Below are 12080 nucleotides of genomic sequence, written 5' to 3'. Positions count from 1 at the left end.
AGGCAATGGTGTGGGTAGGAGAAAATTTATTTTCACTAATTGATAATGATACTGTTATAATGGGTACATAAAACAACATTGTGTTGTCTGTATTTGTTATTGTTGCCCTTTGAGGCTGACATATAAGTTACAATTTTTGTTTTTGCATAGGAGGAATAGGTCATGGAAAGTAAAATTGAGATTTTATCAACCGTAACCATAGAGCACTCAGATGACCTCTATAAAATTGTCGATGGGTTAAATCGGACGTTGAAGAGAGAAAATTTGATGTTTGGGCTTGCACTTGATCAGGATGATAAAAATAAAGCCGTATTTACGATTTACAGAACGTAGGGATTCGAAACATGGGGAAAAAAATAACAATCGGAGCAAGTGTTTTAGCCGTTTTTCTGCTGGCTGCACTGGGAGCCTTTTTTAACGTTTATCATTCAGCCATGGCTCAAAAAAACGATGGACATGAAGAAGCTATTGAGCGTGCATTGAAAGAAACGGACCTGAAAAATGCCGAAAGTGTTGAAACATTTAATGGCCTTAAACAATATTACGTGATTACAGGCTTGAATAAGAGCAATGAAGCTGTTTACGTTTGGGTTCCTGAGGACAGCAAGGAAAAACCTGTGCTGAAGCTTGCCGCTGACGGCATTTCAGAAAAAAAAGCGCTGGAAATTGTAAAAGCAAAACAAAATCCTGAAAAAGTGATAAGCGTCAAGCTTGGAATGGAAAAGACCATACCGCTTTGGGAAGTAAAATATATTGACGATCGAAATCGTTATACATATGATTTAATAAATTTCAGCAATGGAGAAATAAGAAAGCATATTGCGATTAAAAAATAGGGGGACATATCCATGAAATTAGCCGATAGAGTATCTGCATTAACACCTTCATCCACTTTAGCGATTACAGCAAAAGCAAAAGAGCTTAAAGAAGCCGGTCATGATGTGATTGGACTAGGAGCTGGAGAACCTGATTTTAATACACCGCAGCATATTATTGATGCGGCTGTTCATTCAATGAATGCGGGACAAACAAAATATACACCTGCAGGCGGACTTGCAGAGCTGAAAAAAGAAATTATCGGGAAGTTTCAGCAGGATCAAAATCTTGCTTATAAACCGGGTGAAATTATCGTCTGCACAGGTGCAAAGCATGCTCTTTACACTCTTTTTCAAGTTCTTCTCAATAAAGGGGATGAAGTGATCATTCCTGCTCCTTATTGGGTAAGCTATCCTGAACAAGTCAAGCTTGCAGATGGTGTGCCTGAATATGTTAATGCGCTCGAAGAGAATCAGTTTAAAATGACTCCGGATCAGCTTAAAGCAGCAATCACAGATAAAACGAAGGCAGTCATCATTAACTCTCCAAGCAATCCAACAGGAATGCTTTATTCAAAAGAAGAGCTTGAAGAGCTGGGAAAAATCTGCCTTCAGCAAAATGTGCTGATTGTTTCAGATGAAATTTATGAAAAATTAATTTATGGCGAAAACACTCATGTATCCATTGCCGAGATTTCTGAGGAATTAAAACAGCAGACAATCATCATTAACGGTGTTTCAAAATCGCATTCGATGACTGGCTGGAGAATTGGATACGCCGCCGGAAATGAGCAAATCATTAAAGCAATGACAAATCTTGCAAGCCACAGCACATCGAATCCGACTTCAATTGCTCAATATGCATCAATTGCTGCATATGCAGGTTCACAGGAACCGGTAGAAGAGATGAGAAAAGCATTTGAAGAACGCCTGAACATTATTTATGACAAGCTTGTTTCGATTCCTGGAATTACATGCTTAAAGCCTCAGGGAGCTTTTTATCTTTTCCCTAATGCCAAGCAAGCGGCAGAAATTACCGGCTTTGCAAATGTAGATGACTTTGTAGAAGCATTGCTTGAAAAGGAAAAAGTGGCGATTGTCCCTGGATCCGGATTTGGAGCACCTGAAAATGTAAGGCTTTCATATGCAACTTCTCTACATACACTAGAAGAGGCTTTAGTCAGAATTGATCGATTTGTAAAAGAAAACAGTGTTCATTGATAAAGATGAGCCGTCATTTGACGGCTCACACTTATGTTTGAACGAAGCATGCAACAAATGTATAATAGCAACTATATACATATATTTATGATCCGGTTTTTGGAGGGAACAATTAAGTGAAAACAACAATTAAAGAAGTAAGCAAATTTGTAGATAAAGAAGTCACAATTGGCGCCTGGATTGCGAATAAACGTTCAAGCGGCAAAATTGCCTTTTTACAATTGCGCGACGGCACGGGCTTCATTCAGGGCGTAGTCGTAAAAGCAGAAGTAGATGAAGAAGTATTCCAGACAGCAAAATCTATTACTCAGGAGTCTTCTATTTATGTAACAGGTGTTGTCAGAGTGGACGAGCGTTCACCGTTCGGATACGAACTTGGGGTAACGGGCATTGAAGTGATTCACGAGTCCGTGAACTATCCAATTACTCCAAAAGAACACGGCACTGAATTTTTAATGGACCACCGCCATTTATGGCTGCGCTCCAAGCGTCAGCATGCTGTAATGAAAATCAGAAATGAAATCATCCGTGCAACTTATGAGTTCTTCAATAAAGAAGGTTTCTCAAAAGTAGATCCTCCTATCTTAACAGGCAGCGCACCAGAAGGAACATCAGAGCTTTTTGCAACGAAATATTTCGATGAAGATGCTTATCTATCTCAAAGCGGTCAGCTATACATGGAAGCAGCAGCAATGGCACTTGGAAAGGTCTTTTCATTCGGACCGACATTCCGCGCTGAAAAATCAAAAACAAGACGCCACTTGATCGAATTTTGGATGATCGAGCCTGAGATGGCCTTCTATGAATTCGAAGACAACCTGGTTGTACAAGAGAACTATGTGTCTTATATCGTGCAAAGCGTTCTTGAAAACTGCAAGCTTGAACTGACAACCCTTGGACGTGATACAGCTAAACTTGAACAGATAAAAGCGCCATTCCCTCGAATTTCATATGACGATGCAATCAAATTCTTAAATGAAAAAGGATTTGATGACATTAAATGGGGCGAAGATTTTGGCGCACCGCACGAAACAGCTATCGCAGAAAGCTTTGACAAGCCAGTATTCATTACTCATTACCCTACAGGTATTAAGCCTTTCTATATGCAGCCTGCTCCTGATCGTGATGATGTCGTCCTTTGCGCGGACTTAATCGCACCAGAAGGCTACGGCGAGATCATCGGCGGATCACAGCGTATTCATGATCATGAACTATTAAAGCAGCGCATCGACGAGCACGATCTATCACAAGACGCTTATCAGTGGTACCTGCAGCTGCGTGAATTTGGATCTGTTCCGCATTCAGGATTCGGTCTTGGCCTTGAGCGCACAGTTGCATGGATCAGCGGTGTAGAACACGTCCGCGAATCCATTCCGTTCCCTCGTTTGCTTAACAGATTATATCCGTAATAATAAATGTGAGTCTCCTTGATGGGAGGCTCACATTTTATTTATAGGCTCGAGTTGATGTATTTGAATTGCCTTATTTTTATACACTTAAGTGGGCTGAACAATCGGCTCCGCTTTTCATGTAGCCCTAGCTATATCGCCCAGCCCCTCGGTCAGAACAGATCCGCCAAGTAAAGGAAAAATGCGCCTTTTCTGCCGGATCCTTATCTGCCTGTCGGGGCTAAACGGGCAATTCCGCTTTTCTAAATTGGAATGAAAGTCCATCACCGTTTTTCTGCCGAGACATGTTATACTATTTTAGGTGAGGTGGCTCGTTATGAATAAGGAACAATTTGTAAACATGCAAGAGCAGGGGTCTTTATCTGTTCCTGCAGCATTAATTATGCATTATCATCAATTTGGAATAAAAGAAGAGGAGCTCGTTTTGCTTCTTCAAGTAAATCTCCATCTTCAAAATGGAAATCAATTTCCTACCCCCAGCGAATTATCAAGTCATATGTCCATATCTGTATCTTCATGTACATCCCTTCTCAGAAGTTTGCTGCAAAGAGGACTTTTAGACATCGAGGAGTATGAGCAAGCTTCCATCAAATACGAACGGTATTCTCTGAAGCCTCTTTGGGGAAAAATATATGAATTTATGTTAATGAAAGATGAGAAAAAAACAGAAGAAATACAGCAGCAGGAAAACTTTAATTTGTACCCTGTATTTGAAAGTGAATTCGGAAGGCCTCTTTCACCGTTTGAAGTTGAGACACTTTCGATCTGGATGGATCAGGATTATCATGATCCGATTATCATCAAAGCAGCTTTAAAAGAAGCGGTCATTTCCGGTAAACTTAACTTCAGGTATATTGACAGAATTCTTTTTGAGTGGAAGAAAAATGGGATTCGGACAATCGATCAGGCAAGAAATTACGGCAAACGATTCCGGCAGCATCAATCCCAGCCTCAGAAGCAAAATCAATCGGATGAAGAGTATAAACGAAAAGTGCCGTTTTATAATTGGCTGGAAAGTTAAATTTCAAGGAATGAATTTAAACAATAATTAAAAGGTGATCGCATGCTGAATAAGAATCAAATCAGAGAAGCTCTTGATACAATGGGGGAGCTGTTTCCTGATGCACATTGTGAACTGAATCATAGCAATCCTTTTGAACTTGTCATCGCGGTGGCACTATCTGCACAGTGTACAGATGTCCTGGTCAATAAAGTGACGAAAAAGCTTTTTGAAAAATACAAAACGCCTGAGGATTATTTATCTGTATCCATTGAAGAACTTCAAAATGATATCAGATCCATTGGATTATACCGCAATAAAGCTAAAAATATACAAAAACTCTGCACCCTCCTTTTGGAAGAATATAGGGGAGTGGTGCCGAAAGACAGAGACGAGCTGACGAAGCTTCCCGGTGTAGGCCGCAAAACAGCCAATGTGGTTGTTTCAGTTGCATTTGGAGTTCCTGCTATTGCGGTTGATACGCATGTAGAAAGAGTCAGCAAGAGACTTGCTATATGCAAATGGAAAGATTCCGTGCTGGAAGTAGAAAAGACACTTATGCGGAAAGTGCCGCAAGAAGAATGGTCGCTTACTCATCATCGCCTCATCTTTTTTGGAAGGTACCACTGTAAAGCACAGGCTCCAAAATGTACGGAATGCCCGCTGCTTCATATGTGCCGTGAAGGGCAAAAAAGAATGAAAAAAGGAACGGTTCGGAATGCTGCGATTGATTGATTTGCCAGAAGCCTTTATGTATGAGCCGTTTTTTTGCAGGGATGAACACGCAATTCCTTTAAATTCTTCGTCTGCGGTGGAAGAAATCATTAAAAGCAATCCTTTTTATTTTGATATCTGTTTTAAAGCAAATGTGCCCATTGATTTTTATCCATGGAAAAATCCTGAATTAAGTATTCCCGTCCTAATAGATGAATGGCATTCAATTCAGGAGACAATCAAAAGCAGAATCCGTTCAAATGTAAAAAAAGCCGATAAAGCCAAGATGATCAAGGGGATCTCAATCCTGATCTGCCTGATTTATTGGAGCAATGAATGCCCCATTCATGATCTTGATATTAAATCTGATGATTTCACAGCTTTTTCGGTGAAGCCAATAAATGCATCTGAAAGACTGATGTATGTCCTATTAAAACCTGAACAGTATCATTCTTTCGTTCAGCTCAATCAGCTTATTGAAGAAATGATTAAGCAGTATTATAAAAATAGAGCCATGAGAAGCCGGGAAAAATAAAACGCAAGAATCAGCATTTGATTCTTGCGTTTTTATTATTTTTGAAGGGGAATGTGATCAACAAATTAGGGATATTTTTAAATTTCAAAAAAAATACGATAACCAATCATCTTTTCTCCACAGAAAATTGTAAATACACACCAAACAAAAAACCCCTCTGCCTAAGCAGAGGGGTTTAAATTATTATCCATTGTCGCCGCCTTGATCACCATCACCATCACCATTTCCGCCGTTGCCATTGCCATTATTCCCATTCCCGTTGCCAGGAGGATTTGTTGGAGGGACTGGAACGATCGGGGTGCTTGGTTCTTGAGGGTTTTCACCTTCACCAGGCTGTCCATCGCCATCGCCGTCGCCCTCATCATCGCCGTCGCCAGGAGGTTCCTCGCCAGGAGGCAGTTCACCTTCACCAGGCAATTCTTCACCAGGAAGCTCCTCACCAGGAGGCAGTTCACCTTCACCTTCACCTGGTTCTTCCTCAGGCTCCTCTGGTATAACAGGCTCTTCAATGATAGCTTCAGGGACCTGTAAAACAGCAGCAGCAGAATCACTGCGGTTCGAGTTGTCATCATCGCTTACTGCTGTTACCTGGAACTTATAAGTCGAACCTGGAACAGCATTAGGGATAACCATACTTGTATCTTTTGTTTTATTGATTACTTGTGCAGGACTATCGTCGACAGATTGGCTGATTTCAAATGATACAGCATCTCTTAAGTCTTCTCTATAGTCCCAGCTGAGTGTAATTTGATTGCTTGTTTGATCATAATTCACATTGAAGCCAGATGGCTTCGCAAGACGTTTATAATGCTCTGAAACCTTTGTCGGTTCTGTTCCTTTTACAAAGTACTCGCTGATTTTTTTGCTGTCAGGAGTATATTTGCTTGCTAACTTCGGAGGGTTAGAACCATTTTCAACCGTTACTTTAACGACGGAATTCGGTTTTTTGAAGTCTTTTCCTTCACCGCTTGAAACCTCTGAAATTACTTCTTTAAAGATTTTTTTTGCAAGCTGCTGATCCGTTTTCGTCAAGTGCATTTTTTCATCGTTTTTCATATATCCAGTCCATACTGCTGCTGAATATTCTGGTGTAAATCCAACAAACCAGCTGTCTTTCGCTCCTCCTGAAGGAACGTTGTATTTTTGTTTGTCTTCTTCAGAGAAGTTCGTTGTTCCTGTTTTTCCTGCCACAGTAACACCTGGTACACGGGCAGCTGTACCTGTACCTTCTTCTACTACAGAGATCATCATGTCAGTTGTCATGTAAGCTGTATAATCGCTCATGGCGGTTTCCGGTTCAGGAGACAGGTCAATTTCTGTGCCGTCGCTTAAAACAACTTTTGTTACTGCGTGCGGCTCTGTGTAAATTCCGTTATTTCCGAATGCGGCAAAGGCTCCTGCCATATGAAGAGGGGAGACACCAGTATCAAAACCGCCTATCGAATAAGCTTCCGGTATTTCCTCTTCAAGCGGGATGCCAAGTCCTGCTGCAAAGTCACGTGCTTTATCCAGTCCGACCTCCTGCATGGCTTTAAGAGCAGGAATATTACGGGACTCTGCAAGAGCATCACGTATGGACATTTGTCCTTTAAAGCTTCTGTCAAAGTTATTGATTTTGACTCCATTTGAGTAAGTATAAGGTTCGTCTTTAATTTGTTCGTACGTTGACCATTTTAAGTATTCGATTGCAGGACCATAATCAAGCACAGGCTTAATAGTTGAACCTGGCTGTCTTCTTGTGTCAATCGCATAGTTAAAGTCTCCGACATTCTGGTTCCGGCCTCCGCCGATTGCGCGAATTTCGCCGGTTTCAGTATCAATGAGGGTAACACCGGCCTGGAAGTTTTCATCCGGATAGGCGATCTCACTGCCATTGAGCAATTCTTCCACATATTTTTGTGCATCTGTATCAATCGTTGTATAGATTTTTGCACCTGCTGAACTTACATCTATATCCGTTTTATCTTTCACTTCTTCAATAACTTGTTCCACATACGCGCTGTATGGATTTGATTTTTCCTTCTCTGGAACGACCGTTGACTGCACAGGCACTTTCTTAGCATCTTCTGCTTCTTGGTCTGTAATGAATCCTTGCTTCACCATTAAGTTAAGAACAATATTTCGTCTTTTTTCTGCAGATTCAGGATTCTTTCTAGGATCAAAATTCGTCGGGCTTTGCGGAATGCCAGCAAGCATCGCTGCTTCATGAAGTTCAAGATCCTTTAATTCTTTTCCGTAAAATCCTTCTGCAGCTTTCCCTACACCGTAATATTGAGGGTGGTAATAGATTTTGTTTAAATACATTTCGAGAATCTCATGCTTTGAATATTTTTGTTCTAATTGAAAAGCGAGCCATAGTTCCTGTATTTTTCTTGTAATTGTTTTCTCATGTGTGAAAAAGGAATTTTTAATAACCTGCTGAGTAATGGTACTCCCGCCCTGTGAGCCGAAACCCTGTGTAATGTTGGCCACTACAGCTCCGCCGAGACGGATGATATCTACACCGCTATGCTCGTAAAAACGGGCGTCCTCTGTCGCAAGTACAGCTTCTTCTAATTTTTTGGGAATATCATTATAAGAAATATAGGTGCGTTTTTGGGCGCCTACTTCTGAAATTTCGTTGCCTTCTTTATCAAAAATTGTGGAAGAATAAGAATCCTTTAATTTTTTTTCATCAAGCTTCGGAGCCCCTGCAGCAATCACTGCAAAAGTAACACCGCCTGCGATCAGGCCGATCAGGCCAATGGAAACTAATATGAACAGGATGCGTTTAAAGAGAGAGCCCCGTTCATTCGGTTTTTTGTTTTTGCTTTTACTATTACTTTTACTTGTTTGTGCTAACGCTTTTCTGCGTTCTTCACGACTTTTATATTGATCTGACATTACTTTTTCCAACCTTTCATTTTACAAAATCCGCTTTGCTAAAGGATCAGAGAAAATATAGTTTTTCCAATACCTTAATATAATCAATTCTGGGCTGATAGCCAAGCGGAATGGGGTGGGATGTTAATTCAATTTCTTTTTTTGTGATTGATTTTCTTCCGCCGTTTTCTTTTCTCTCCCAAAATTCAAGCAGGATGGCTGCTTCCATCAGATAAAATGTTTGGAAGGCAGAGAGAATGACAAAAGATAATCCCCCCTGATCAAGCACCATTTTCATATGCCTGATCTGATGTTCATGGAAGTTTTGAAGCGGAAAGGAAGTGGAGCTCCTAGTTTCTTTAGCTTCAAAATCAATATACTTTCCTTTATAAACACCGTTGTAGTCCGTTGTAGATGACTGTTTGAAATAAGCTTCGCGTATGACAGCTGCACTCCGTTTAGGGAAATCAACATTTACTATTTGAACAGGGGTCGGTTTTTTATGGATGACAGCGATGCCTCTGTCTAAATAATAACTGTTAGTCTCATTCAAATCTTCCTCAAGCGTCATCCCTCTGTTGCTGTATGTTTCTTTCGGCTGGCGCTGTTTAGGCGGAGCAGTGCTCGGGTTATACGTTTTTCCGTTAGGATAACGAAAAATCATTTCTTCCCTCCTCAGGTAAAACTACTACTTATCATATCAAAAAAAAAGAAAAAGACATGGATAAAAAGTTTCGATTTTGTTAACGCTGCATATGTGTACTTCAGCCTCAATCAGGAGAGTCTATAAGGAGTGAGGTGAGATCGTATGCACAGCGATAAAGATTTGCAGTCGAATCAAAGAACAATGGAAGAAAATAATATTATAGCACTTATAAAGAATACGACATTAAAAAAAAATTACGACAACATTTCGAGAACCGAAAGCTACCATAGCTATTATATAAGGAATCCTGAAATTAGATGGGCATTTCTAGCGAGCATGGTTTCACGAAATGCCGGCTACTGTATGACGGATTTAAAAGGCACTTGGTTTCAAAAAATGATAAATAAAAAAATGATAAAAGCATTGTTTCTGACTTATGAGGATGCTAACTGGCTCATTTTCTCCGATGCATATCCCCAGCTCATGCTGTATGAGATTTCAAAACAAAAAGGGCATCCTCTTTTTCACTTGCTAGATGAATTCCATGTTTCGCCGTTTATGAAAAGAGAATGGCAGATTTTTTGGAGAAAAAAAAACATAGGACACTTAATGACCTCGCTGATTATTAACGAACAGCATTTAATTCAGAAGCCGATTATTGAAAAGGCTATTTTTAAGAGAAAGGTCTTTCATACACCTCTTTTTTTATTTCAGGAACTCTTTCATTTTAGCACAGTCGTTTTCCCTACTATAGAAGGCAGATTATTCGGTTTTTCCGTTAATGATTTTAAAAAACTGAAAAGCCGCATCAAACTCGGAAGGTCTTTATCGTGGCTGCTTTTTCACCCGGATTATTATCAGGAGTTTATGGACTTTTCAGAACGGACAGTCCATACAGGGTCGAGATATGATTATGAAAAATACTTAAAAGGTGGAAGAAAAAGAGAAACACCCTATTTAAGAACATCCTTTCCGGTGATCTCCCACCAATTAGACGTAAAAGAAAGAAATTGGTTTCATGGCCAGCCAATGAATAAATGGTACAGACCTCAGCCGTCACCAAAAGAATTTGAAATGACCGAGTGGCTTATAAAAAAGCAAAATCAGATGCATGCATTTTCATTGTTAAATGAATACATTCACAATAAAGGAAAAAGAAGCAAGGATTAATCGATCCTTGCTTTCTTTTCTTAAGCAAGTTTCCGCTTTTCGTATTGTCCAGCTCCATCGCCCAACTCTTCGGCGAGAACGGATAAGCCAGCAAAGGCAAATAGCGCCTTTACTGGCTTATCCTTATCAGTCATGCCTGAGCTAAACGGGCGATTCCGCTTTTCTATGTCGAAGGGCGGTTCGGCCCTCCAAGCTTTTTATCCAGGTCATTTTTTGATGGTGCCTGAGATTGTTTTTGCTGTTTCTTTTTCGTTTCTTTTGCCATGATGCCACCTCCTATCAATATTGTTTGCACGCAGATTGATTTCATGCAGAATGTCGCATTAGAGGATGTCGAAAATTAACCTTTATCCAGTATTTTCTTCTTTCTTTGCCGAATACGAACTAGTTTTGTCACCCATGAAGGGTGGAAGGTAAAGCTTCTCGAATAGTACCTGTAGATTGAAAGGAGGAGTCAGCGTGGAGCACCTCATACCTAAGATGGTTGTTGAAAAGTTATTGATGGAATTAGATGAAGAGATGACGAAATTAGAACTTGCCATACAAAAAAGAGTAACAGAAACGATATGCCAGAGTGAAGAAGAGCTATATAAGAACATGGAAGGCGCTGTTTTGCATTTAACCGAAGCAAGCCAGTTCATTAATGATGATGGGACAAGGGAGGACACGAACTCCAGAGTTCAGCCGAGATATCGATTAAGTTACTAATGCACAGCAGATGATGGAATTTCGTGTTCATGTTTGGTAAGATACCTCATAGAGGCGGTGTCAGAGCATGAATACCAAAATTCTGAAAAACTCAAATAAGCTCCTTCATATAACAGGCGAATGTGTCAGCCGATTTGAAAATGATGCAAAAAAGAAGGATGAGGTTGATTTCTTTAATGAAGTAAAGCCTGCGTTTGAAGAGGCGATGGCTATCATGAATGAGTGGAAAGAAGATGTCTTGACATGGAGGATCACGGCAAGACCAAAATATTTATTTCCAGCTCAAATTGACTCTACAGTAGAAAATTTCGAACAGCTTGTGCTGCAATCTTTTTATAAAGAGTCAAAACCAATTCGATTCAAAAACATGAAACAGTCCGTAGACTATGTGATTGAGCAAGTAATTGCACACATTCAGATGAAGAGCTCCTAATTAAAGAGGAGCTTTTTTGTGTTATTAAAAAGCAATAAACCGGCTAAACTTGAGCCGGCCTGCACGATCTATTCATCAATTTCACGAGCTTCCTGAAAGGTGACAGCACGTTCTCCTTTACTTGCAGCAGGTTCAATTGCATATTCGACATCTTTAGAATGTTTTGCAGCGACGGGCTGTCCTTTTTTTGAAATCGTTAATTCATGCCCTTTTTTCTTATGATTAAAATCTTTGCCTCTTCCCATATTGAAAACCTCCAAGTATTTAATTTAAGAGTCCTTCATAATATGGTTTCATTCAGCAGGATTATGTATTTTAAAAGAAAAAACAGAGTAGGAATCGCCTCTCTGTTTAAGAAAATAATGGCTATATTTTTACTTCATGTCCGGGATTCGATGTTTCAGACGTTTCAAGCAGCATGACGGCAGTTCGGTACTCGCTGATGGATAATTCCCCATTGATGTACATAGTTTTAATAAAATTCAGGAGTTCGCTCATGCTTTTTGGTTCAAAATGCTTCGCTTCAAAAAATGCTGTTTTTATGCTTTGCAAATTCATCTTGTATCT

15 protein-coding genes are annotated in these 12080 nt (G+C 40.0%); 10 read left to right on the top strand and 5 right to left on the bottom strand.

Annotation, left to right across the window (positions count from 1 at the left end; genetic code table 11):
* Positions 1 to 162: 162 nt before the first annotated feature.
* The 7 genes from K8L98_RS16315 (at position 163) to K8L98_RS16285 (ending at position 5694) form a co-directional block, all read left to right on the top strand.
* Positions 163 to 333 (top strand): YpmA family protein, encoded by a 171-nt coding sequence (locus tag K8L98_RS16315; RefSeq protein WP_223436224.1) that lies wholly within the window; start codon positions 163 to 165, stop codon positions 331 to 333.
* A gap of 11 nt (positions 334 to 344) precedes the next feature.
* On the top strand, positions 345 to 836 hold the full coding sequence (locus tag K8L98_RS16310; protein WP_223436222.1) for a cell wall elongation regulator TseB-like domain-containing protein: 492 nt from the start codon (positions 345 to 347) through the stop codon (positions 834 to 836).
* 12 nt (positions 837 to 848) lie between these two features.
* Positions 849 to 2036: a pyridoxal phosphate-dependent aminotransferase gene (locus tag K8L98_RS16305; protein ID WP_223436220.1), complete on the top strand. Its 1188-nt coding sequence runs from the start codon at positions 849 to 851 to the stop codon at positions 2034 to 2036.
* 116 nt (positions 2037 to 2152) lie between these two features.
* A complete protein-coding gene (gene asnS / locus K8L98_RS16300) occupies positions 2153 to 3445 on the top strand; it encodes an asparagine--tRNA ligase (protein ID WP_223436218.1) in 1293 nt (430 codons plus the stop codon).
* A gap of 316 nt (positions 3446 to 3761) precedes the next feature.
* On the top strand, positions 3762 to 4466 hold the full coding sequence (locus K8L98_RS16295; protein ID WP_223436217.1) for a DnaD domain-containing protein: 705 nt from the start codon (positions 3762 to 3764) through the stop codon (positions 4464 to 4466).
* Positions 4467 to 4508: 42 nt separating this feature from the next.
* Positions 4509 to 5180: an endonuclease III gene (gene nth / locus K8L98_RS16290; protein WP_223436215.1), complete on the top strand. Its 672-nt coding sequence runs from the start codon at positions 4509 to 4511 to the stop codon at positions 5178 to 5180.
* Positions 5164 to 5694, top strand: coding sequence for a YpoC family protein (locus tag K8L98_RS16285; protein ID WP_223436213.1), 531 nt, complete (start codon positions 5164 to 5166; stop codon positions 5692 to 5694). The genes nth and K8L98_RS16285 overlap by 17 nt, the downstream gene beginning before the upstream one ends.
* A gap of 183 nt (positions 5695 to 5877) precedes the next feature.
* On the opposite strand, the gene K8L98_RS16280 is transcribed toward K8L98_RS16285, so the two are convergent.
* Together K8L98_RS16280 and recU are read right to left on the bottom strand one after the other, a co-directional pair.
* The gene (locus K8L98_RS16280; RefSeq protein WP_223436211.1) at positions 5878 to 8577 is read right to left on the bottom strand and encodes a penicillin-binding protein 1A; all 2700 of its coding nucleotides are present in this window, start codon (positions 8575 to 8577) and stop codon (positions 5878 to 5880) included.
* Positions 8578 to 8623: 46 nt separating this feature from the next.
* Complete coding sequence (gene recU / locus K8L98_RS16275) at positions 8624 to 9217, bottom strand: Holliday junction resolvase RecU (RefSeq protein WP_275976766.1); 594 nt, start codon at positions 9215 to 9217, stop codon at positions 8624 to 8626.
* A 147-nt stretch (positions 9218 to 9364) separates the two neighbouring features.
* On the opposite strand from recU, the gene K8L98_RS16270 reads away from it, so the two are divergent.
* The gene (locus K8L98_RS16270; protein WP_223436208.1) at positions 9365 to 10372 is read left to right on the top strand and encodes a DUF2515 family protein; all 1008 of its coding nucleotides are present in this window, start codon (positions 9365 to 9367) and stop codon (positions 10370 to 10372) included.
* Positions 10373 to 10535: 163 nt separating this feature from the next.
* Here K8L98_RS16270 and K8L98_RS16265 read toward each other — a convergent pair whose 3' ends face one another.
* Complete coding sequence (locus tag K8L98_RS16265) at positions 10536 to 10637, bottom strand: spore protein (protein WP_223436206.1); 102 nt, start codon at positions 10635 to 10637, stop codon at positions 10536 to 10538.
* A 194-nt stretch (positions 10638 to 10831) separates the two neighbouring features.
* On the opposite strand from K8L98_RS16265, the gene K8L98_RS16260 reads away from it, so the two are divergent.
* Complete coding sequence (locus K8L98_RS16260) at positions 10832 to 11080, top strand: hypothetical protein (protein WP_223436204.1); 249 nt, start codon at positions 10832 to 10834, stop codon at positions 11078 to 11080.
* A gap of 67 nt (positions 11081 to 11147) precedes the next feature.
* Positions 11148 to 11513, top strand: coding sequence for a DUF1798 family protein (locus K8L98_RS16255; protein ID WP_223436202.1), 366 nt, complete (start codon positions 11148 to 11150; stop codon positions 11511 to 11513).
* Between the two features lie 68 nt (positions 11514 to 11581).
* Here the strand turns inward: K8L98_RS16255 and K8L98_RS16250 are convergent, their stop codons facing one another.
* Together K8L98_RS16250 and yppF are read right to left on the bottom strand one after the other, a co-directional pair.
* A complete protein-coding gene (locus K8L98_RS16250) occupies positions 11582 to 11758 on the bottom strand; it encodes a hypothetical protein (protein ID WP_223436199.1) in 177 nt (58 codons plus the stop codon).
* A gap of 121 nt (positions 11759 to 11879) precedes the next feature.
* Entirely contained in the window at positions 11880 to 12071 is a 192-nt protein-coding gene (gene yppF, locus K8L98_RS16245) for a YppF family protein (protein ID WP_223436197.1), read from the bottom strand.
* Positions 12072 to 12080: the final 9 nt, after the last annotated feature.

It is taken from the genome of Metabacillus dongyingensis, from assembly GCF_019933155.2.
Classification (GTDB): Bacteria; Bacillota; Bacilli; order Bacillales; family Bacillaceae; genus Bacillus_P; species Bacillus_P dongyingensis.
Note: the sequence above shows the minus strand (reverse complement) of the source record. Positions and strands in the feature narration are given on the sequence as shown.

Bases quoted from the DNA above. Each gene is read 5' to 3' on its own strand.
- K8L98_RS16315 (WP_223436224.1), top strand. From the start codon at position 163: ATGGAAAGTAAAATTGAGATTTTATCAACCGTAACCATAGAGCACTCA.
- K8L98_RS16310 (WP_223436222.1), top strand. From the start codon at position 345: ATGGGGAAAAAAATAACAATCGGAGCAAGTGTTTTAGCCGTTTTTCTG.
- K8L98_RS16305 (WP_223436220.1), top strand. From the start codon at position 849: ATGAAATTAGCCGATAGAGTATCTGCATTAACACCTTCATCCACTTTA.
- K8L98_RS16295 (WP_223436217.1), top strand. From the start codon at position 3,762: ATGAATAAGGAACAATTTGTAAACATGCAAGAGCAGGGGTCTTTATCT.
- nth (WP_223436215.1), top strand. From the start codon at position 4,509: ATGCTGAATAAGAATCAAATCAGAGAAGCTCTTGATACAATGGGGGAG.
- K8L98_RS16285 (WP_223436213.1), top strand. From the start codon at position 5,164: ATGCTGCGATTGATTGATTTGCCAGAAGCCTTTATGTATGAGCCGTTT.
- K8L98_RS16280 (WP_223436211.1), bottom strand. From the start codon at position 8,577: ATGTCAGATCAATATAAAAGTCGTGAAGAACGCAGAAAAGCGTTAGCA.
- K8L98_RS16270 (WP_223436208.1), top strand. From the start codon at position 9,365: ATGCACAGCGATAAAGATTTGCAGTCGAATCAAAGAACAATGGAAGAA.
- K8L98_RS16265 (WP_223436206.1), bottom strand. From the start codon at position 10,637: ATGGCAAAAGAAACGAAAAAGAAACAGCAAAAACAATCTCAGGCACCA.
- K8L98_RS16255 (WP_223436202.1), top strand. From the start codon at position 11,148: ATGAATACCAAAATTCTGAAAAACTCAAATAAGCTCCTTCATATAACA.
- K8L98_RS16250 (WP_223436199.1), bottom strand. From the start codon at position 11,758: ATGGGAAGAGGCAAAGATTTTAATCATAAGAAAAAAGGGCATGAATTA.
- yppF (WP_223436197.1), bottom strand. From the start codon at position 12,071: ATGAATTTGCAAAGCATAAAAACAGCATTTTTTGAAGCGAAGCATTTT.